This window comes from Nostoc sp. 2RC, assembly GCF_014222165.1.
Lineage (GTDB): Bacteria > Cyanobacteriota > Cyanobacteriia > Cyanobacteriales > Nostocaceae > Nostoc > Nostoc linckia.
Window position 1 is genome coordinate 1 of record NZ_JACKZU010000023.1, and the last position, 20987, is coordinate 20987.

Annotated in this window: 17 protein-coding genes; 10 read left to right on the forward strand and 7 right to left on the reverse strand. The window is 41.6% G+C overall.

Going from position 1 to position 20987, the window contains the following annotated elements; all coding sequences use genetic code 11:
- Positions 1–61: 61 nt before the first annotated feature.
- Both GNE10_RS04645 and GNE10_RS04650 read right to left on the reverse strand, forming a co-directional pair.
- Complete coding sequence (locus GNE10_RS04645; protein WP_185563871.1) at positions 62–1813, reverse strand: ABC transporter ATP-binding protein; 1752 nt, start codon at positions 1811–1813, stop codon at positions 62–64.
- 180 nt (positions 1814–1993) lie between these two features.
- Positions 1994–2626, reverse strand: coding sequence for a hypothetical protein (locus GNE10_RS04650; RefSeq protein ID WP_099066132.1), 633 nt, complete (start codon positions 2624–2626; stop codon positions 1994–1996).
- Positions 2627–3177: 551 nt separating this feature from the next.
- Here GNE10_RS04650 and galE point away from each other — a divergent pair.
- On the forward strand, positions 3178–4176 hold the full coding sequence (gene galE / locus GNE10_RS04655) for a UDP-glucose 4-epimerase GalE (RefSeq protein ID WP_185563872.1): 999 nt from the start codon (positions 3178–3180) through the stop codon (positions 4174–4176).
- A 120-nt stretch (positions 4177–4296) separates the two neighbouring features.
- On the opposite strand, the gene GNE10_RS04660 is transcribed toward galE, so the two are convergent.
- The 3 genes from GNE10_RS04660 to GNE10_RS04670 all read right to left on the reverse strand — a co-directional run bounded on the left by GNE10_RS04660 (position 4297) and on the right by GNE10_RS04670 (position 6772).
- Entirely contained in the window at positions 4297–4962 is a 666-nt protein-coding gene (locus GNE10_RS04660; RefSeq protein ID WP_185563873.1) for a hypothetical protein, read from the reverse strand.
- Positions 4937–6208 (reverse strand): sulfite exporter TauE/SafE family protein, encoded by a 1272-nt coding sequence (locus tag GNE10_RS04665; RefSeq protein ID WP_185563874.1) that lies wholly within the window; start codon positions 6206–6208, stop codon positions 4937–4939. Before GNE10_RS04665 ends, GNE10_RS04660 begins: the two co-directional genes overlap by 26 nt.
- Positions 6209–6370: 162 nt before the next feature.
- On the reverse strand, positions 6371–6772 hold the full coding sequence (locus GNE10_RS04670; protein WP_185563875.1) for a DUF4112 domain-containing protein: 402 nt from the start codon (positions 6770–6772) through the stop codon (positions 6371–6373).
- A gap of 499 nt (positions 6773–7271) precedes the next feature.
- On the opposite strand from GNE10_RS04670, the gene GNE10_RS04675 reads away from it, so the two are divergent.
- Positions 7272–8318 carry a M28 family peptidase gene (locus tag GNE10_RS04675; RefSeq protein ID WP_185563876.1) on the forward strand — a complete coding sequence of 349 codons (1047 nt, stop codon included), beginning with the start codon at positions 7272–7274 and terminating at the stop codon, positions 8316–8318.
- A gap of 84 nt (positions 8319–8402) precedes the next feature.
- Here GNE10_RS04675 and GNE10_RS04680 read toward each other — a convergent pair whose 3' ends face one another.
- Complete coding sequence (locus GNE10_RS04680; RefSeq protein WP_260446802.1) at positions 8403–8864, reverse strand: hypothetical protein; 462 nt, start codon at positions 8862–8864, stop codon at positions 8403–8405.
- A 551-nt stretch (positions 8865–9415) separates the two neighbouring features.
- Here GNE10_RS04680 and GNE10_RS04685 point away from each other — a divergent pair.
- The gene (locus tag GNE10_RS04685) at positions 9416–11077 is read left to right on the forward strand and encodes an alpha/beta hydrolase (RefSeq protein ID WP_185563878.1); all 1662 of its coding nucleotides are present in this window, start codon (positions 9416–9418) and stop codon (positions 11075–11077) included.
- A 172-nt stretch (positions 11078–11249) separates the two neighbouring features.
- Here the strand turns inward: GNE10_RS04685 and acsF are convergent, their stop codons facing one another.
- Positions 11250–12326, reverse strand: coding sequence for a magnesium-protoporphyrin IX monomethyl ester (oxidative) cyclase (acsF, locus tag GNE10_RS04690; protein WP_185563879.1), 1077 nt, complete (start codon positions 12324–12326; stop codon positions 11250–11252).
- A 252-nt stretch (positions 12327–12578) separates the two neighbouring features.
- Between acsF and hemF the strand changes: the two genes are divergently transcribed.
- From hemF to cobJ, 7 genes are all read left to right on the forward strand, one after another.
- On the forward strand, positions 12579–13622 hold the full coding sequence (gene hemF, locus GNE10_RS04695; RefSeq protein WP_185563880.1) for an oxygen-dependent coproporphyrinogen oxidase: 1044 nt from the start codon (positions 12579–12581) through the stop codon (positions 13620–13622).
- Positions 13623–13651: 29 nt separating this feature from the next.
- Positions 13652–14404 carry a heme oxygenase (biliverdin-producing) gene (locus GNE10_RS04700; RefSeq protein WP_185563881.1) on the forward strand — a complete coding sequence of 251 codons (753 nt, stop codon included), beginning with the start codon at positions 13652–13654 and terminating at the stop codon, positions 14402–14404.
- Between the two features lie 180 nt (positions 14405–14584).
- Positions 14585–15982 (forward strand): oxygen-independent coproporphyrinogen III oxidase, encoded by a 1398-nt coding sequence (hemN, locus tag GNE10_RS04705; protein ID WP_185563882.1) that lies wholly within the window; start codon positions 14585–14587, stop codon positions 15980–15982.
- Between the two features lie 316 nt (positions 15983–16298).
- Positions 16299–16688: a hypothetical protein gene (locus GNE10_RS04710; RefSeq protein WP_185563883.1), complete on the forward strand. Its 390-nt coding sequence runs from the start codon at positions 16299–16301 to the stop codon at positions 16686–16688.
- 300 nt (positions 16689–16988) lie between these two features.
- Complete coding sequence (locus tag GNE10_RS04715) at positions 16989–18281, forward strand: DNA methyltransferase (protein WP_185563884.1); 1293 nt, start codon at positions 16989–16991, stop codon at positions 18279–18281.
- Positions 18282–18317: 36 nt separating this feature from the next.
- Positions 18318–19181: a DNA methylase gene (locus GNE10_RS04720; protein WP_185563885.1), complete on the forward strand. Its 864-nt coding sequence runs from the start codon at positions 18318–18320 to the stop codon at positions 19179–19181.
- A 33-nt stretch (positions 19182–19214) separates the two neighbouring features.
- Positions 19215–20942, forward strand: a complete 1728-nt coding sequence (cobJ, locus tag GNE10_RS04725) for a precorrin-3B C(17)-methyltransferase (RefSeq protein ID WP_185563886.1) — start codon at positions 19215–19217, stop codon at positions 20940–20942.
- The last annotated feature ends 45 nt before the right edge of the window (positions 20943–20987 follow it).

Consider the following 20987-nt stretch of genomic DNA (forward strand, 5'->3'; position numbering starts at 1 on the left):
GTTGGCGAGCTTGTCGAACCATTAACCTTTTCCCTGTTCCCTGTTAAGAGTTGCCCGTTCGTTAATGCAGTAATTCCTCAACTTGATGCTGGCTCCACAAATTTCTGTAAAGTCCCTGTTGTTGCACAAGTTCTAAGTGACTTCCCATCTGCACAATTTTTCCCTTTTCCATAACAAAAATCCGGTCAGCAGCAGCAGCAGCAGATAATTGATGAGTAATAAAAATCACCGTTTTTTTCTGCGTACCACCAGACAGATTTTTGAGAATTTGTGTAGCTGTTTGATTATCTACACTGGAGAGGGCATCATCTAAAATTAATACTGGTGCATCCACCAGCATAGCTCTAGCTAAAGCAGTACGTTGGCGCTGACCGCCAGAAAGAGTAATACCGCGTTCGCCAACGATGGTTTCGTATTGCTGGGGAAAATTATTAATTTCTGCATCAATTTGAGCTAGTTTAGCTACTAACTCTACCCTTTCTTGTTCGGTAACTGGGTCACCGTAGCGGATATTATTTTTGATTGTGGTACTAAAAAGAAAACTGTCTTGGGGAACGTAGGCGATCGCACTCCGCAAATCTGCCAAGGCTATGTGAGTAATGTCGTGTCCGTCTAAAAACAATTGTTCTGGTTCAATATCCAACAAACGCGGTAAAGCGTTGGCTAAAGTAGATTTTCCCGAACCAATTGCCCCAACAATTGCCACGGTTTCCCCCGGAGCAATGGTAAAGTTAACATTTGCTAAGGCTGGAGTCACGGAACCAGGATAAGTGTAGCTGAGATTTTTTGCCGTCACTTCTCCTTTGAGTTCATCCATTTCTAGATGTATCGCATCGGGTGTGTCTTGAATTTGCGGTGTCACACTGAGAATAGATTCCAGCCGGTCTATACTTACTTCACCTCGTTGGTAGGTGCTAATTGTAAACCCTAAAAGAGCAGTAGGGAACACTAAACGCTCTACATAAATTAAGAGTGCGAGAAAGTCCCCAATCTGAAGCGTCCCAGAAGACATCCGCGTTGCACCTAGCCAAATAATTACTAGGGAACTGACGTTAGCTAAACCGCCAATTAATGGAAAAAGTGTATTGCGGCTTTTTGCCAGTTCCAGATTTGCAGTTAATAGTTGCTGATTTTTCTGGGCAAAAGCTCGGCGCTCGTTGGCTTCTTGGGCGTAGATTTTAATTAAAGCAATACCACTAATATCTTCTTGGATGAGTTCGCTGATATCAGAGAGTTGCTCTTGCACTGCTGCTTGTTGTTTGCGTAAGCGATCGCTAAACAAACTCACCAACAAGAACATAAAAGGGTACACTGCCAAAGAAGCTAGTGTCAGCTCTACACTAATTCTTAGCATTACTGGCAGTGTCAAAGCGTAGGCAAAAACTGTATTTGCCAAACTCAACACGGCAAAACCCAGCAACCGCTTGATATTGTCCACATCACTGGTAGCCCTACTAATCAAATCGCCAGCAGTATTACTGGCAAAATAAGACGGTTCGAGCTTCAGTAAGTGTTCAAAAATCCGTTGTTTGAGGTCAAATTCCACCTGACGCCCAACCCCAAATAGCCAAATGCGTGAAGCCATACGCATTAGCCACATTGCGGAACTGAGCAATACAATAATAACTACGTAATGTAGTATCTGATTCCAGCTAAAGCTTTTTGATAGTTTGTCAACGCCATCACGAATCAGCCAAGGGATATAAACGCCAAGGGCATTCACAGACAACAGAGCGAGAATGCCTAAAGACGCTTCCCGCCAATGGGGTCGGAGGTAAGCACCGAGTTTAGCGAGTCTTCGAGATTTTGCCATTAAAGCAATTTTGCAACTTTATCATCCTAAATTAACCGCTATTCCCACAAGGCAGCTGAGGGAATAATGCTTGGCGGCAATCATAGCCTAAACTATTCTGCTCACTAGTACTGCTACCTATTAAAGAAAGCAGTACTAGAAAGTGGGTTGCGACCTTTTGAGTATTTCTTTTTTACTTTTTTACCGCTGAACACGCAAGAACCTGTAAATTTCTGTGAGATAACTTTCCCAAGTTCTTGTGGTCAATTGCAAGGTTTCTGCATTAGGTACAAAGTCTTCAAGTCGTAAACCGCGTGTCCGAATTTCTTGAGGATTTCCTTGCATTAAGTATGGAGGCACTCTCAAATTATAAGAAAGAATGTTATTCCCCGTCACATCTGAAACATTGCCTGTGCTGGTTGGTTGTCCTAAAGCTACTAATGTTTCTGGTGTTGATACATTAGTTGCTCCTAAAGGCGCTCTATAAAGAAAATAAGCCACTGCTGGTGTACTCGCCAACAGCAAAATCGTTAGTGCCCAGCCTACTAAGTATCCTCCTGGTTTGTCTATCCCGCCTCCTTTGATTCTTTGAGCCGCAAAAATCATCATTAACACAGAGGCTCCCAGAGGCTTGAGTGGAAAAGATATCATCCTCCACAACGACGCCACAGCTGGTTCATTGGGGTTGAGAAACGATAGGGCTACGATTACCAACATAATGACTAAGATTAATCGCCCTACAAAAGTTCCAGAAGGATAAAATCGCTGGAACAGAGAATATACGATTGTGCCAATCAGCAGCCACAACAGTACCCGGCTTAGCAATAGAAACATAGATTAACTCTCAAATTTTCTGGTGCGGTGAGCCAGTACGGTGGTGAGGCAGTCCGCTTTGATTGGGGTTTTGTGCCATTTTTTTGACTTGAGCATTGCTCAGCAAAGTTATGGCTTCCCTCCAAGGAACTACCGAAATTTTTCCCGACAACAGTGGGATCTTGTAAAGACAATGCATTGGTCGGAAAATACCCACCAAAGATACTGTCTAAGCATGAGCCACAGGTGTCAACTAGCTAACCCGTAAGAGTTTAGCCTAGAGGTTTCGGGAAATGGATTTATTCTATCGTCAAATTGTAATTGCACCATTTGACTTGAAATACCTCAAACCTCACACCGAAAGACTACCGTCGTAGTGATTTTAGTGCAATTTTTTGACACTGCGTCTATTATTTATAAATTTCCAGAAGAGTAATGTAGCACCAGTAAAGTAAACTAGCCTACCGCATAGGCTCTCACCATCGTCACTCTATAGTTATCTATTGAGCTGTGGGGAATTTCACGGAATTAGTTAAATTAATTCAGTAGTTATGAACTTAAAAGGAAAAACTATGTTGTCTGGAAAGCCTACCATCTTGGTGACAGGGGGAGCTGGGTATATTGGCTCTCATACGGTGCTAGCTCTCAAGCAAGCAGGTTATAACGTTGTGATTCTTGATAATTTGGTGTACGGACATCGCGATTTAGTAGAAAAGGTATTAGAAGTAGAACTTATAGTGGGCGATACAGGCGATCGCTCTCTACTCGACCACCTATTCAAAACCCACGATATCGCCGCTGTCATGCACTTTTCTGCCTATGCCTACGTGGGAGAATCGGTAATTGACCCTGCCAAATATTACCGCAATAACGTCCTTGGGACTCTCACACTATTGGAAGCCATGTTAACGGCTTCTGTAAAGAAATTTGTATTTTCTTCCACTTGCGCCACCTATGGTGTACCAGAATTCGTACCAATTCCAGAAACCCATCCCCAAAATCCCATTAATCCTTATGGGGCCACTAAGCTGATGGTAGAAAGAATTCTCACTGATTTTGATGCGGCTTATGGTTTTAAATCAGTGCGTTTTCGCTATTTTAACGCTGCTGGTGCTAATCCCGATGGTTTACTTGGTGAGGATCACGAACCAGAAACGCATTTAATTCCCTTGGTATTGCTGACAGCCTTAGGCAAACGAGAGTCAATTTCAATTTTCGGTACTGATTATCCCACACCCGACGGTACTTGTATTCGCGATTATATTCATGTGAATGACTTAGCAGATGCTCATATTTTAGGATTGGAATATTTATTAAAAGGTGGCGATAGCGAAGTTTTTAATTTAGGCAACGGTAGCGGCTTTTCTGTCAGAGAAACCATCGCCGCCGCCGAAGAAGTCACAGGAGTTAGCATCAAAGTCGAAGAACGCTCACGCCGTCCTGGCGATCCCCCAATTCTCATTGGTAGCGGCGAAAAAGCCAGAACCATCTTAAACTGGAAACCTCAATATCCATCTATCAAAGATATAGTCGCTCATGCGTGGCAGTGGCATCAAAAGCGACATAAATAAATAAGTAGGGCATAGGGCTAATGAATGGGGAAAGGGAAAGGGGTAAGGGGGAAAGGGGAAAGATTTAATTTATTGCTTTTCCCTTTTTCCTTTAACCTTTTCCCCTGCTTACCCTACTCCCTACTCCCCACTCCCTCCTCTCATCCCTCGGAATGCAACAAATAAGATGGCTATAAATCCAAGGATTGGCAGAGCGATCGCCCAAAGTGGTAAGCTTTGACTTTCATTTTGGGCTACATTTGTATTGACATTTTGGATATTTCGTGTATTTGTTGTCGAGCCAGCGGCTACGGTGACTTCAAATTTGAACTCGAAAGGCTTGAATCTTGCTCCTGAGGCTGGTTTACCATTTAGTTCCAGCTGATAAAGTCCTGGCTTGGGAAAAACAATTTCTGCACCTGGGATGCCTTGATAACGCTCAACAGCCACAGGTTTTAATGTTGGTTCTAAAAGTGCTGGCTCTCCGGCTGCGTACGGTTCGGCATAAACAGCTAATTGACAATTACACTGGGCTAGGGGAATTACTTTTCCACCTCTGCGGGTAAGGGCAAACCAGGCTTGGGAGGGTTCTCCAGCACGCGGATTATCGTTTGGTTCAATGTGAAGTGTGCCACCCACATCTCCAGAGACTTCTACTTTATGAGCAGCAGCAGGGGAAAGATTAGTTATTGATATGGCTAAGCAACTCAGGAATAATAAATACTGAATCTTTCCTTTGTTGATTAAACTCGTGGGAATGGAGGCAGAAGATAACAATGATTTACCGCGATTTAGTTGGGGGAACATAAAACTTTTCTAAGGCTAACTTTGACCAAAAAAAGCGGGAACGTACTAACAAAACTCCAATGGTAACAATTACCATCAGTACTGCCGCTAATTTATTTCCCCAAGTTGATTGCCAGGAACCCAGATAATGGGAACCAATCAACACAGTGTGAATAGCACTCAAGAGCAAAGCTGGCACACTTAATAAATGAATCTGTCGCCAACGTTTGCCCCAAGATTTTTGCAATGATTCCCAACTCGTGAAAGCGGCGGGGGACATTAATATCAATGCTACAGCACCCGCAGCCATCCCCCACTGAAATTGTGGTGGCAGGAAAGAAAAGCGAGTCAAATCCCATTGGAATGAGTGTGCGATGGTGTGGATGGTGTGAGCCACTGCAAGCACAAAAGCTCCCACACCTAAAGCACGGCGGTAACGCAGTGCTGACGCCCACAAGCCACTAATGGGACGGGCAATTAAGGCCAGCATCAAGCAAAATAAAGCGGCGTGTCCGGTGTAATCTACCATTGTGTCGCCAGTCCGCAGCAAGGTGATGACGCCAATGACGAGGGTAACCCAGCCACCTAATCGAAACAACTGACTGCGTTTGTCTTGACTCACCAAAGAGGTGGAGACGGCTACACCTAACATCGTGGGTAGAGTTCCCAAGCCAAAAGCCAGCATGGTTGCTGTACCCATCCATAAATTACCAGTTCCAGCAGCTTTAATTTGAGCGGCATATAGGAAACCACAGGGCATTAATCCCCAAGTCATTCCTAAAAGTAATGGCGTCCACCATTTGGTTTTTAAGGAAAGTTTGACCATTCCTGTGCTGAGGCGATGGTGTAAACCGCCTTTTAGTAAAGGATGCAGCACAGGAATGTGGGGTAGCAAATCTGGTTTTATTTGTGCTAAGCCAAACCAGATGAGCATCACACCAGTGATAATTGCCATCCAACGCCGGAAATCACTGCCAATACCTGCTAGTTGTCCGCCTTGCAGCAATACCGAACCCAGCGCCCCAATACCAGCGCCCACTAGAGCATAGCTCAACATCCGTCCGAGATTGAGCAAGATATGAAACTTTAATTGCTGTTGCCAACTGTTGGACTTTTCTAAGGTTGAGGTTCCTCCACGGGAAGCTGTGTAGGAAATTTTTGGCTGATGAGACAGGGAAAACGCTACTGTTAGCGGCCCGCACATACCAAAGCAATGCCCAAAACTACCCAGAAACCCCAGGATTGCGATCGGCAATAAATCTACCATAAGAAAAGTCCGACAGTTGTGAGTTATGAATCCTGAGTCTCAAAATAAAGATTTTGAAGAGAAGAAATTTTTTTTCTTGCTTTTTGCTTAGTACTGAGTACTTAGCACTCCTCCATTGGGGCACTCTAAGTGAAGTTGCGCTCTCTGTCAAAAGACAAGTTGTCAAACTTGATATTGACGAGAGTAAAGTTGATCGGACACTTCTTTAAGTTCTGGTTCAACAGCTGTCAAATGTTGCTCTAAAATCGCTAAATTCCTAATGTTGGATTTATAAAAAGCATCAAACAAATCACCCACAAAAGGCACAGTACCCAGGACTGTTTCTAAACCAACATTAAAAATCATTTTGGCTAAGTCTCGATGTGGGATGCCAAACTGAGTAGCTAAAAATATGATGTAAGCTGAAAACCCTGTACTAATTAAGTCACCAGCACCTGGAACTAGACCAATAATTGGGTCTAGTCCAATGTGAAAACCTGTTAGAGGGATGCGTATAGATGTATCCATCAAACGGCTGAGTTTGCGGATGCGATTTAGAGTAGCAAGGCGTTTGGCAGCGTCCATAATTTACGATATTTATACTACTTTCAAATTGCACCATTTTTCGTTATTTGTCTTGTACCGTTAGAAATAATGGTGTTATGAAGTTTATTAAGAGACCATTTATAAAGTAAACCTGAAATTGTAGGGTGCGTTAAGGCAGTAAGTAACACACCTGTAAATATGGTGTTTTGCAGTTAAATTAGACTTTCTTAAACCCTCAAATTCCTACACAGCCGTAACACACCCTACTTAATATTTAGTTTATAAATAGGCTCTAAGCTATTCATTATTAGTATGTAAATTTCCTCTTCATATTAAATTCACAAATTATTTATAATGTTTAATTTAAATAATTAGTATTGCTTAATTGCTCAATTCCTCTGGTCATATCCCGATCTTCCCATACTTCGGCTCCGCTCAGTACAAGTCTCCCCATCAGCCACAAAACATGCTTTGTAGAGGTTTTACAGCTTATTAGGGATTTGCGCTACCCTAAGTCTGGAAGCCAAGGATAAATCACATGAAAAAATGGATCTGGCTGATGGTGTTGGTGGTGATGACAGTTGTGGTAGTGGGTAGCAGAGGTAGCACGTTTTTTCAACAGCCTCCCTCACCAGAAATTGTTCAGAGTGTTCCAGTACAAACACCAGAACCACAGCCAGAGTTTCAGGAAGTTGACACGAACCTACAAGTTTCTGGTGAAAGACTGTTAACCCATATCCAACAGTTGAATTTTCAGCGCTACACAACAACAGAACGATCGCGTACTCGCACTTATATCACAACTGAATTAAAAAAATTCGGCTGGACACCTAAATTAGAGAAGTTCGACAACGGTGTAAATATTTTTGCCGAACGTCCAGGAACTAACAAAACGGCTAAAACAATTCTCGTGGGGGCGCATTACGATACTGTTGCTTCTTCTCCTGGCGCTGATGATAACGCCAGTGGTGTAGCTGTAATGCTGGAAGTTGCAAGGTTATTGGGTTCTCGTCCCACACCACGGACGTTACAATTAGCGTTTTTTGACCAAGAAGAAGCAGGACTTTTAGGTAGTCAGGCTTTTGTTACTCACAAAGCACGCTTGGAAAATTTAGGCGGGGCGATCGTTATGGATATGGTAGGTTATGCTTGTTACACACCAGGGTGTCAAAAATATCCTGCGGGATTACCTATTACCCCACCTAGTAACAAAGGCGATTTTTTGGTGGTAGTGGGCGATACAGAGCATTTACCTTTATTGAATGCCTTTAAAAACTCCCAGAATATTCCCCCAACTGCTCAGAATAAGCACGAATCAAATCTGCCAGCAGTTTTAACATTGCCAATTCCCCTTAAAGGTCTACTGACACCAGATACTTTACGCAGCGACCATGCACCTTTTTGGTATCAAGGAGCGGGTGCTGTACTGGTGACAGATACCGCAAATTTACGTACTCCCCATTATCATCAACCCAGCGACGTTCCAGCCACTATTGAGCGATCGTTTTTTATCGGTTCGGCACAGATTGTCCTCAATACTACCACTGCTTTATTAGAAAAAAATGAGGATTTTATTAGTTATTAGTCATAGGTAATTGGTCATTGGTCATTAATAATTCATGTAATGAAAATTTGTTTTCCCTACTCCCTAATCTCTATTTTTGCCGGTCTATTGCACGCCACCATCTACTCTTCCCTGTTCGCTGTCAGAGGAGATGAGAGGAAAAGTTAATGTCCAATTTGTTTTATCGTTAATCTCGAAGTATAAACCTTGAAGAATCAATCGTACAGATGTTCGTGTTCTAATGAATTTTCTTAATAGATAAGTTTCTGGCTGAGCAACAATGTCATCAATTTTTTTTCGATAGCCGAATTGTTTTGAACAGTAATTTCCTGCTCCTTTGACTGTCAACACAAAATAGGGAGTTTGTTTGTATTCATCAGGAATCATAAAGATTCCGTATGATTTGTGTTTACCAAGCCACGGTTTAACAACAACTTTAGTGGCTTGTATTTGAAATTTTGTAGTATTTGATGCTAAAAAAGCTTCAGAATTACAAACAGAATCATTTACAGGCCACCATAATGTAATAATACTTAGGGAAAGCAGGAAAATAAAAATATAAATCATTCGAGGAAGCATAAAATTAAAAAAAGTGTTGGTGCTACTGGCGCAATTTGAAGAGTAATGGTAGTGCAGCAACAGAAATAAAACTATCTACATGCAACAGGTTGGGGACTCCAAGTAAAAAAATATTCTATAGAAAACTGTTGACGGTTCACAGTCAACAGTTAAACGTTGTTTATTTTTTGGAGTTTCCTTAGTCATTGGGCATTGGGGATGAGCAAAGGACTAATGGCTAATAACTAATAGCCAATGGCTAATGACTAATGACAAAGGATATTTGTTGCAGTATTAAACTTAATTGATAAACAATCGGTTTTTTGTGGCTATTAACACCGATTTTTGTTCAAATTTTTAGCTGTAATTAATTGTACAATTTTTTATTTTTGTGATGTTTTTGATGAATCGCCATCGCCCTAGCAAATACATTTACCACATAGGAGCGATCGCTATTAACTTTTAAAGAAAATCTGCGTCTATTTCTCGGCGGTGAATGAAGTAGTCAAATACACGAATATCCGCTATATTCACGTAAGTATGAATTGGTGAAAATCTTCATGGCTAGAAGTTGGCAAAGTTTGAAAAAGCTTGGTAGTTTTTTGTGCGCCATTGCACTGACGCAATTCAGTACAAATACTTCTGCAAAAGCAGCTGACACAGTTGTTGTCCGTTTTGGTCTATTTACGGAAACTATCACCCTTGCTGAATTGCAAAAGACTGCAAAAACTGGGAAATTACCCAGAAGTTTGCAGCCTTATGCTAAACGCTTATCGGAACAACAACGCCAGTTGTTTGTTGGGGCGTTAAACATGAATTTACCGTTAAATATTGTTACTATTAATAGGTTAGTAAATACGCAGATTGGTACTAGTATTCTCAATGACTTGTCTACGGCTTTAGCCAGGGAGGATAAAGCTGGAGTACAAGCACTCAGGGCAGGATTAGTTCTAGGATCGACTGCACCACAAGGTCTTTCTATACTCAGTTTTATTGCAGCTTATCCGAGTAAACGCTTGGAAATTAATGTACCGCAGGCTTTTAAAGTTGCAGGGAGTTTAAATACAGCTTTTTGGCGTACCCAACAATTTATGTTGGCAATTGCACCTCAACTAGACCTTTTGAACCCACAGCCGAGAATACCCCAAGTTACTTATCTTTTTGACCCTTCGCAACCAGGAACCGCTAAAGTAGAAATCCTCAAATTAGACTTAAATGACCAAAAGCGCAATCGCAATATTCCAGTTGATGTTTACTGGTCAACTGCTGTAACTCCTGAAAAACCTGTAATTGTGTTTTCTCACGGCTTCGGTTCTGTCCGCACTGACTTGAGTTATCTGGCGGAACATCTAGCATCCCACGGTTATGTCGTTGTAGCTTTAGAACATCCTGGTAGTAATGGAAATAATGTTAACTCAGCTTTACAAGGTAAAAACAGACTTGTCAAGCCAGAGGAGTTTTTAAATCGCCCTCAAGATATTAGTTTTGTTCTCGACGAGTTAGAAAAGTTGAATCAAACAGCTAATAACCCTCTTGTGGGTAAACTTGCGACTCAGAACGCGATGATTGTTGGCTATTCTTTTGGTGGTGGTACGGCTTTGACAATTGCTGGCGGCGAGTTACAACTACAACGACTCAAACAACGCTGTAAAGGGAACTTGGCTATCTTGAGTTTAGGGGAAGCTATGCAGTGTATCGCTGAAGAACTGCCAGAAAATAGCTATCAATTGCGGGATAATAGGATTAAAGCTGCGATCGCTCTTAATCCTACAACTTCTCTAATATTTGGTGAAACTGGGTTAACCAAGGTACAGGTTCCTACCTTGGTGTTAACAAGTTCAGCAGATAAAACCACCCCGGCTTTAACCGAACAAATTCTTGGATTTGATAAAATCCCATCCCCCAAATGGTTAGTTGGTGTAGTTGGAGGTACTCATTTGAGTGTCAAAGACCCAAGTACCACTCAGGATCAAATAGGAAAAATCAGTACACCCATCAGTGGCGATGAAGTTGTCGGCGAAAAAGCGGCTGATGTTCGTCAGTTAGTTAAAGCTTTAACTTTATCCTTCGCTGCACAACTAACTCCAGAAGCTAAAAACTACGCTGTGTTTCTCACATCAGATTATGTCAACTCTAGATCTACTTCTGCATTTCCATTTCGCCTAATTACCCAAATTCCTCCTAATGCTATGGCTTTAGTCCAAGAATTTATTGACAAATAACTATAGCAATCCTATTTGATTAGTGAAAATTTTGGTGTTGACTGTCCTTTGTCCTTGGTTATGTCTCACAAATGATTTAGGGTTGCTATATAAAAGTCAAAAGATTTTTCTTTTGACTTTTGACTTTTGACTTGTTTGACTCACTTACACACAATCTCAACAGATAACCGTCCTAACGTACAGTTTCCCGCAAAGCCTCAGCATCAATTGGTTTAATGAGGTAAAGTAAGAGCAGATTCCAAACGATCGCTGCTATTAAAGGTAGTTTGCGAATTTGCTTCACCAATTTTGGCGCACAACTGCCTTCAATCTCTGCAATTTTTAAGTTATAGCCTGAGCATCGTTGCAGACGCACGAAAAACTGGGGATGTTCGGTATTCAACATTACAGGAAAAGCCCGTCCCGCAGTTTCGTTGGTCTTGCGAACTACTTGGCGATCGAAATCCGTTGCATCGATTCCTAGAGAATCATAAAAACTAGCGCGTTCGTGAACAGTCAGCGTGTGGGTGGCAAATACTGATAACAGGAAAAAACGGCTCCAAAGTCTAGCTTTCCAGTTGTTCCACAGTTGCGGTTGAGAACGTAAAAGTGCTTTGAATATATCCCCGTGGCGATTTTCGTCTTGACACCAACTTTCAAATTTACGGAAGATAGGATAAAACTGGTTTTCTGGATGTTTTTGTAAATGACGGTAAATAATAATGTAACGCCAGTAACCAATTTTTTCTGATAAGTACACTGTATAAATCACCCACTCTATGGGAAAAAATGTATAAGTGCGAGTTTTAGTCACAGTAGCCAAGTCCAGGGAAACTTTAAAGTCCCCCATTGCTTTGTTGAGAAATCCAGCGTGACGGGCTTCATCACGTGCCATCAACTGAAAGATTTCTGCCAAAAGCGGATTGCGGCCTTTGAGTTTTCGCGATAGTTCTTTAAACAGCAAAAACCCAGAAAACTCGGAAATACACGAACGTTCTAAATATTCAATAAAGGCGCGGCGGGATTCTCCATCAATATGTTCCCACGACTGCTCAAAGGCTTCATCCCGGACGAAATGGTGGCGGTTGTAGTCTGCTCGCATTTCTTCAAGCATCGCTGTTAACTCAGTTTCCTGAGCAGACAAATCCAGATTGGCAGCAGTTTCAAAGTCTGTGGTGTAAAACCTGGGAGTCAGAATGGTTTCTTGGCTTGGGTCTTTGATTCCGTCTTTTGATTGCTTGGGAGCAGACTGAGGTAGGGTATTGACCATGATTGCGCTGTTAATCAACTATTTCTTTGTATAACTACAAAGTTATGATAATTGTTGCTTTCTGACTAGATTCACGAGGTAAATTTCTAGATTTCTTCAAAAAAGTTCACATTACTCATCTAAAACTGTTGCAAAGTAAGGAAAATTTGGAAAAAAGCAATTTATTAACTTTTGTATAATTCTGACATTAATATTTTTGATAACTATATAGTTATAAAAATAAATAAATTGAGAGATTCCGAGGTATTCAGTATGGGGCGTCATTGTGAGAATCAACCACAATTACTTACACCTTTGGACAATAAACCTCCCGCAGATTCACGCCAGCGTGTAAAACAATTTATGCAGAGCTTACAGGATCAAATTTGTACTGTATTAGAGCAGCTCGACGGGAAAGCCCACTTTCGAGAAGACCGTTGGCAACGACCAGAAGGGGGTGAAGGACGCACCCGTGTAATTCGGGAAGGGCGGGTATTTGAACAAGGGGGTGTTAACTTTTCAGAAGTTTGGGGTGATACTTTACCTCCTGCGATTCTCAGCCAGCGAAAAGAAGCAACTGGACATGATTTTTTTGCCACCGGAACCTCCTTAGTACTGCATCCTCGTAATCCCTACGTACCAACCGTACACCTCAACTATCGCTACTTTGAAGCTGGCCCAGTTTGGTGGTTTGGTGGAGGAGCCGATTTAACGCCATACTACCCCTTTGTAGAAGATGCTATTCACTTTCATTCTTCCCTCAAACGTGCCTGTGATGCCTATCATCCAGAGTATTATCCAGTCTTCAAACACTGGTGTGATGAATATTTTTATTTGCGGCATCGGCAAGAACAACGAGGCATTGGTGGCATATTTTTTGACTATCAAGATGCAAGTGGAAAACTTTATGTTGGGCAGCACACAGATAGTCCCGCAGCACTCTACAGTCAAAAAGTAGGGCAAGTATCTCGGAGTTGGAAGGACATATTCAGCTTTGTGCATCAATGTGGGTTAGCATTTTTACCTGCTTACATGCCCATTGTGCAACGGCGACAGCACACAGAGTATGGCGATCGCCAGCGCCAATTTCAACTATACCGTCGGGGTCGTTACGCAGAGTTTAATCTCGTTTATGACAGAGGCACAGTTTTCGGTTTGCAAACCCAGGGAAGGGCAGAATCCATTCTCATGTCTCTACCACCTTTAGCACGCTGGGAATATTGCTACGAACCAGAACCAGACACACCAGAAGCAAGACTGAGCCAGATATTTCTCCAGCCTCACGATTGGTTAAATGGGACTTTTGCCCAAAAATAACAACATTTTTCAGCAATTAGGTATTTATTATGAGCAGCCATTTAGATATTCGTTTACGAGAAGGGACTAAGCATTCCCACACAATGGCAGAAAACACCGCCTTTATGAAATGCTTTCTCAAAGGGATAGTAGAAAAGAGCTTTTTTCGCAAGTTGTTGGCGGATCTCTACTTTGTCTACAGCGCTTTAGAAGAAGAACTCCAGCGCTATCAGCATCATCCGATAGTTGGGATGATGTACTTTCCAGAACTGCATCGTCAGGCAAATTTAGAGAAAGATTTGGCTTTTTATTACGGTGAAGAGTGGCGATCGCAAATTATTCCTTCTCGTGCAGGTGAGGCTTATGTTGCCCGCATTCATGAAGTTGCCAAAACACAACCGTACTTGCTAATTGCTCACGCTTATACCCGTTATATGGGAGATTTATCCGGTGGACAAGCATTGAGAAAAATCGCTCGTTCCGCAATGGATTTACCAAGCGATGTCGGCACAGCGATGCATGAATTTGAACAAATTGCGACTCCTGAAGCCAGACGGGAATTTAAAGAGCAGTATCGTCAAGCCTTAAATTTTTTACCTCTCAATGAGGAAATGATTCAGAAGATTGTCAACGAAGCAAACTACGCCTTTGCTTTGAATAGAGATGTTTTTCACGAACTTGAAGCCGATGTCAGAGCAGTAATTGGCGAACATGTCTTTGATTTAATTACTCGCCAAGATCAAGTTGGCAGCACAGAACTGACTCCTAAAAATCCTGGCCTAGAGTTGACGGTAGTGGATTAGAAAATTTAGCGCGTGATAGCTGCGTTTAGGGAGATGGGGAAAAGGTTAAAGGGAAAAGGGAAAAGGTTAAAGGGAAAAGGGAAAAGCAATAAATTTAATCTTTCCCTTTTCCCCATTCATTAGCCCCATGCTCCACTCCCACGTCTTCGATTGCAACTGAGTATTATCAATTAAAGTGATATGAAGGTTTTACCACAGACTGTTAAATTTGATGCCGATTTACTGAGAAAATACGATCGCCCTTTACCACGCTATACGAGCTATCCACCAGCTACGGAGTTAACGGAAGATTTTGAATCTGTAGATTTTAAAGCTGCCGTTGCTGTTGGAAATTACAAAAAAAGGCCGTTGTCGCTTTATTGTCATATTCCTTTTTGTGAAAGTGCCTGCTATTTTTGTGGTTGTAATACCATCATTAGCCAGCGCAAAGCAATTGCAGACCCTTATTTAGACTACTTGACTCGCGATATTCGGCAGGTGGCGAGTTTAATTGATGGCGATCGCACTGTTGAGCAACTGCATTGGGGTGGAGGTACTCCTAACTATTTATCCCTGAGTCAAGTGGAGATACTATGGAACACTCTTTGCAATCATTTCCAGTTTGATGAGAATGCAGAAATCTCCATTGAAGTGAATCCGCGATCGCTCGATCGAGAGTACTTATTTTTCTTGAAACAACTGGGGTTCAACCGAATTAGTTTTGGTATTCAAGACTTTGATTTCCAAGTACAGCAAGCAGTTAACCGGATTCAACCGGAAGATATGCTGTTTCAAGTGATGGACTGGGTTCGAGGTGCGGGATTCACCAGCGTCAATGTTGATTTAATTTATGGGTTGCCGTATCAAACTCTAGAAACTTTTAAAAGTACTATCCGCAAGACAATTCAACTCAATCCCGATCGCATTGCCGTTTTCAATTTTGCTTATGTGCCGTGGTTAAAACCGATTCAGCGCCGAATTCCACAAGACGCAATACCATCAAATGCTGAAAAAATCAAGATTTTACAAATGACCATAGAGGAGTTAACAGCAAATGGTTATGTTTTCATTGGTATGGATCATTTCGCTAAACCGAATGATGAATTAGCGATCGCTCAAAGTAACGGGCAATTACACCGCAATTTTCAAGGATATACCACTAAACCAGAGTCCGATTTATTTGGATTTGGTATAAGTTCAATTAGTATGCTTCATGATGTATATGTGCAAAATCATAAATCGTTGAAAAATTATTTTCGGGCGATAGACACTGGTGAATTGCCAATTGAAAGGGGAGTCATACTCAATGGCGATGATATCATTCGCCGCACATTGATTATGGAATTGATGTGTCAATTTCAAGTATCACCAGATGAGATTCAAGAAAAATATCATCTCAGCTTTGATTGTGATTTTGCAAAATATTTTTTCCCAGAACAATCTCAACTACAACAGCTAGAAAACGATGGCTTGATTAGAGTTTCTCCCAATCATATCGAAGTTACGCCTAGTGGTCGATTACTCATCCGCAATATTGCTGCTGTATTCGATCGCTATCTTGGCGATCGGTCATTTAGTGGGTTTTCCAGAGCGATTTAAAGTTATGGTGATAAATGTTGACTGTTGACTGTTGACGGTTAACTGTCAACAGCTAACATCAAAAAATCATGCAAATTCAATGGGTAAAATTTGAAATGATGTATCCTCCTCTTGAATCTATAGAACTCATATTTAATTGCTGTGAAACTAGGTAGATTTTTTTTTCTTTTTACCACTCAAAAGATTATTAAATCAAATTTTTGGACATTTTTTGATTGAGAAATTTTTGAGTACTTATTTAACGAATTATAACAATCCGAGCTTGAGGAACTTGCAAGAAGCGATACACTAAGAAAAATTCCTTGAGGAAACGTTAATGGCACGGGTAAACGGGGTTAAAGGTGAAACTTCTGCACAGGAATTGCCTACAATTTCAGACAAAGATACTGTAACAAGTGAAGAAGAACTTGAATCGGTGGAGGGTACCCAGGATATTGATGAGATATTGAATTCCCTAAAAACCTTACTCAGTTCCGTAGAAAAGCTGCAAAAAGTCCGTCAAGAAGTGGGGGACATCAAACCCTTAATTGGACGGATGCTCGATGGAGAACTGGTTACAGGTGAAGAACTAGAGCAACTCAAAACAGGTATGAGCAGTCTTTTTCGCCTTGTTCGCGCTCATAGCGACCATCAAGCAGCCTTGGCTAAAGCGCAACCGGCAAGAGACTTACTAGATCGGGTACTCAAAGACCGTAAAGCTAGTTGAATTAGGGACTAGGGACTGGTGGGGTGAAATTCTCTCCCCATCTCCCCATCTCATTTGTTGATGTTGACAGTCAAAAACCACCAAAAAGCTAGCATTAGGTAAGCTAAAACACATTTAGTTTGCATAATTAAAATTCATTAAATTCTTCTAGGGTGAGCCGGAAAGCCCGCCTAGTGTATGTAAGTTCAATGTGTTTTAGCTTATCAGTGGATTTGAAGCAAGCAAATGACCCTCTGCATCAGGGCGATGGCAGAATCTTCAATTCCCAACTGGTTTGAATAAATAATAATAAATATCTACATGAATCAACAATTAGATTTAAAATCAAAAAATTTTTATTCTAGTATTTCTAATTCCTTTGACAGTTCATCTACATTCATCGATAACATGAAATTGCCCGTGCATCGATGGTTTAGATTTAGTGCAGGTTTCTCTGCACAATGGGTCGAAACTATAATTAATCACTTCAAAGACCAACGAGAAACTATTGTATTAGATCCATTTGCTGGTTCTGGTACAACCTTACTTGTATCTGAAAAACTTGGAGTTCAATGTTTTGGAATCGAAGCTCATCCGTTTGTAGCACGTATAGCAAGATCTAAACTGTTATATCAAACTGACGTTGATGATTATCTTAAACATATAACAAAGGTCATCAAACGTGCTGAAAATCTGCAAGCCTGTATAGATACATACCCAAAATTAATTCATCAATGCTTTAGCATATCTTCACTTGAATCTCTGGATAGATTTCGCCAAGCTTGGGAAGAACTTGCTGATGATTCATCTCAATCTCAGTTAGTTTGGTTAACCTTAGTATCTATTCTTCGTCATGTTTCCTATGCTGGTACTGCACCTTGGCAGTACATTTTACCAAATAAAAAGAAACAATCTTTTTTAGAACCAATGTCTGCTTTTAGACTAATGTCAGAGATTATAGCTACAGATATAAGAATCGTAGGAAAAATGGCAGCTTCTACTGCGACACTCATTCAATCTGATGCTCGGACTTGTCAGGGTATACCTGATAATTTTGCCAACTTAGTAATTACCTCACCGCCATACGCTAACAACTATGATTATGCAGATGCTACACGTCTTGAAATGTGTTTTATGAAGGAAATTTCTGGTTGGAGTGATTTACAAAGTACAGTGAGGCAATACTTAATTCGTTCATGTTCGCAGCACGTCACAAATAAAAATGTAAATTTTGATGAAATTCTAGCGTCTCCAGAACTAGATCCACTCAAACCCAGTATTATTGCAACCTGCCACCAGTTGTTCCAAGAGCGAAATTTACATGGAGGTAAAAAAAATTATCATTTGATGATTGCCTGCTATTTTCTTGATATGTCTAGAGTTTGGACAGCACTTCGCAGAGTATGTAAAACTCCTGCAACAGTTTGCTTTGTTATTGGTGATTCTGCTCCCTATGGTGTTTACATCCCAGTCATTGAATGGATGGCTACATTAGCAGAAGCAGCAGGATTCACATCTTTTGAGTTTGAAAAAATCCGTGACCGAAATGTGAAGTGGAAAAATCGTAAGCATAGAGTTCCTCTTTGTGAAGGCCGTTTGTGGGTTCGCGGATAGGCTAATTTCAACAAAGATCGTTTTTGCACAAGTTTAATGGCACAGTCATTTTCACATAAATGGGGTCAGATTCTAGGAAATCTCATCCAAGAATTGATTCGTGAAACACTTCAACAAGTAGCTGATGAACATGGTTTTTATTTAGACTATCAGAGGAAGCGTAAGGTAAGAATTAGTAAAAAGGTATCATGGCAGGATCGCTATGGAAACTATCATGACCTTGATTATGTAATGGAGCGGGGAGGTACTGAAGATACTCTTGGTCTTCCAGTAGCATTTATTGAAACTGCATGGCGGCGTTACACTAAACATTCTAGAAACAAGGTTCAAGAAATTGAAGGAGCGCTTATCCCTTTAGCAGAGACTTATAGTCACCTTAACCCATTTTTAGGCGCTATTCTGGCGGGTGTGTTTACTCAAGGGGCGCTTGACCAATTAGAATCTAAGGGTTTTAAAATTCTTTGTCTGAAGTATGAAAATGTCCTTAAATCATTTATGTCTGTTGGAATAAATGCTTCTTTCAATGAAAGTACACCAGAAGCAGAGTTTGAAAGTAAGATTGAGCAATGGAACAAATTATCAACACTAGATATTAGTAACATCAAAGCTCAAATACTCAATTTAGAAAAATATCAAATAGAGAAATTTATCAATACTTTGGTTCAATCTTTTGCTAGATCAATTCAGCAAGTCAATGTTCTTGTACTACACGGACTATCTCAACAAGTTGCCACCATTAATAACGCTATTGAATATATCCAAAATTATTCAGATAATCAACCTACATTTGCTCCAGCCCTGAAATACGAGATTGAAATTCGTTATAACAACGGCGATATAATTCACGCGATGTTTCAAAATAAGACTGAAGCAATCAAATTTTTGAGAACCTTTGTTTAAAATACTGATTGAATAATTTGTAATCTGCAATTAATGATGAACGTTGCACCCGCCATTATAGTATTAGGTCAAAATAGCGTGGCAGTAGCACGCAAAATAATCAGCGTCTTACCAGGCTCGACATTATATGGTTTAGAGGGTCGCACGTCTGGGGTTGATGTCAGTTTCAGGAATTTTGGTGAGACGGTGCGGGAGTTATTTGCTCAGGGAAGGCCGCTAATTGGGATTTGTGCTGCTGGTATTTTGATTAGGACGCTAGCTTCGATCCTCTCTGACAAACGGCAAGAACCACCAGTGCTAGCTGTGGCTGAAGATGGTAGCGCTGTCGTCCCGCTTTTGGGGGGACTTGCTGGTGTCAATGATTTGGCACGCTGCATTGCCCAAGTTCTTGATGTCAAACCTGCGATTACTACCACAGGCGATTTACGTTTAGGTACAGCGCTATTGTCTCCTTTGCCAGGATACCATTTAGCTAACCCAGACGATGCCAAAAAATTTATTTCAGATTTACTTGCTGGGGCGCAAGTCAAGCTAGAAGGCACAGCACCTTGGTTGAGGGATAGCAAATTACCCATACATCCAGATGGAGATTTGACTATCCGAGTTACAGAACGTTTAGTGACTCCCGCGCCTAACTGCCTTGTATACCATCCTGCAACTATAGCGATCGCCATTGATGCCTCCGCTAATTATACAGACCAAACACTAACCTTAGTACAGCAACTATTAGCCGATGCTGGACTGGCAATGGCATCAGTGGCGGGGATCTTTTCACCCACTAGCGCCGCAGCCAAACCTGCCCTCCATACCGTAGCTAGCGCCTTGAAAGTGCCTGCTCGGTTTTTTCCCTCAAACCAGCTAGGAAACTTATTTTCTCAAGGTTATACCCCCTTTCAACCCGCAGCAATGACCGCCACAGCCACAACTCCCATATCCGGTTCTCCTACCATTGCGATCGCCATTGCCCAACAGCCCATCGACCCAAACACCATCGGTCAACCACGCGGACGGTTAGCGGTTATTGGTACAGGCCCAGGCGGTCAAGAGTGGATGTCTGGGGAAGTGAAGGAAATACTCAAATCGGCAACTGACCTTGTAGGTTACAAGACTTACTTAGACTTAATTGGTTCTCTTGGAGATGGTAAGCAACGGCATGAGTCCGACAACCGCGAGGAAGAAGCACGGGCAAAAATGGCGCTGGATTTAGCCGCATCTGGGCGATATGTAGCCGTGGTTTCATCTGGCGACCCTGGTATTTATGCAATGGCAACAGCGGTTTTTGAAGTATGCGATCGCTATGCTAAACCGGAATGGGAAACTATCGACATTCATGTAGCACCAGGTATTTCAGCAATGCAAGCGGCAGCAGCAGCCATTGGTGCGCCCCTTGGGCATGACTTCTGTGCAATTTCCCTTTCCGATATCTTAAAACCTTGGTCGGCCATCGCCCAACGAATTGCTGCTGCTGCTGAGGCTGATTTTGTGATTGCTTTCTACAACCCTGTTTCCAAAGACCGTACTTGGCAACTAGCAGAAGCAAGAAATATTTTGTTGCAACATCGAACACCGGATACACCAGTGGTCTTAGGGCGGAATCTCGGCAGGCCTGGACAAACTGTGAAAGTGATAACACTTGAAGAATTAGCACCAGCTACCGCCGATATGCGGACTGTCATTCTTATCGGTTCCACAAAAACCCGAATCATCAAGCGCATCGGTGGTAATGTTTGGGTTTATACACCGCGTCGTTATATTGGTTGATTAGACCTCTTACAAAAGTAACTTTTGTAAGAGGGGGAAAGGGAA

Bases quoted from the DNA above. Each gene is read 5' to 3' on its own strand.
- hemF (WP_185563880.1), top strand. From the start codon at position 12,579: ATGGGGCGTCATTGTGAGAATCAACCACAATTACTTACACCTTTGGAC.
- acsF (WP_185563879.1), bottom strand. From the start codon at position 12,326: ATGGTCAATACCCTACCTCAGTCTGCTCCCAAGCAATCAAAAGACGGA.
- GNE10_RS04720 (WP_185563885.1), top strand. From the start codon at position 18,318: ATGGCACAGTCATTTTCACATAAATGGGGTCAGATTCTAGGAAATCTC.
- GNE10_RS04700 (WP_185563881.1), top strand. From the start codon at position 13,652: ATGAGCAGCCATTTAGATATTCGTTTACGAGAAGGGACTAAGCATTCC.
- GNE10_RS04660 (WP_185563873.1), bottom strand. From the start codon at position 4,962: ATGTTCCCCCAACTAAATCGCGGTAAATCATTGTTATCTTCTGCCTCC.
- GNE10_RS04665 (WP_185563874.1), bottom strand. From the start codon at position 6,208: ATGGTAGATTTATTGCCGATCGCAATCCTGGGGTTTCTGGGTAGTTTT.
- GNE10_RS04650 (WP_099066132.1), bottom strand. From the start codon at position 2,626: ATGTTTCTATTGCTAAGCCGGGTACTGTTGTGGCTGCTGATTGGCACA.
- GNE10_RS04670 (WP_185563875.1), bottom strand. From the start codon at position 6,772: ATGGACGCTGCCAAACGCCTTGCTACTCTAAATCGCATCCGCAAACTC.
- GNE10_RS04685 (WP_185563878.1), top strand. From the start codon at position 9,416: ATGGCTAGAAGTTGGCAAAGTTTGAAAAAGCTTGGTAGTTTTTTGTGC.
- galE (WP_185563872.1), top strand. From the start codon at position 3,178: ATGTTGTCTGGAAAGCCTACCATCTTGGTGACAGGGGGAGCTGGGTAT.
- GNE10_RS04645 (WP_185563871.1), bottom strand. From the start codon at position 1,813: ATGGCAAAATCTCGAAGACTCGCTAAACTCGGTGCTTACCTCCGACCC.
- GNE10_RS04680 (WP_260446802.1), bottom strand. From the start codon at position 8,864: ATGATTTATATTTTTATTTTCCTGCTTTCCCTAAGTATTATTACATTA.
- GNE10_RS04675 (WP_185563876.1), top strand. From the start codon at position 7,272: ATGAAAAAATGGATCTGGCTGATGGTGTTGGTGGTGATGACAGTTGTG.
- hemN (WP_185563882.1), top strand. From the start codon at position 14,585: ATGAAGGTTTTACCACAGACTGTTAAATTTGATGCCGATTTACTGAGA.
- GNE10_RS04715 (WP_185563884.1), top strand. From the start codon at position 16,989: ATGAATCAACAATTAGATTTAAAATCAAAAAATTTTTATTCTAGTATT.
- GNE10_RS04710 (WP_185563883.1), top strand. From the start codon at position 16,299: ATGGCACGGGTAAACGGGGTTAAAGGTGAAACTTCTGCACAGGAATTG.
- cobJ (WP_185563886.1), top strand. From the start codon at position 19,215: ATGATGAACGTTGCACCCGCCATTATAGTATTAGGTCAAAATAGCGTG.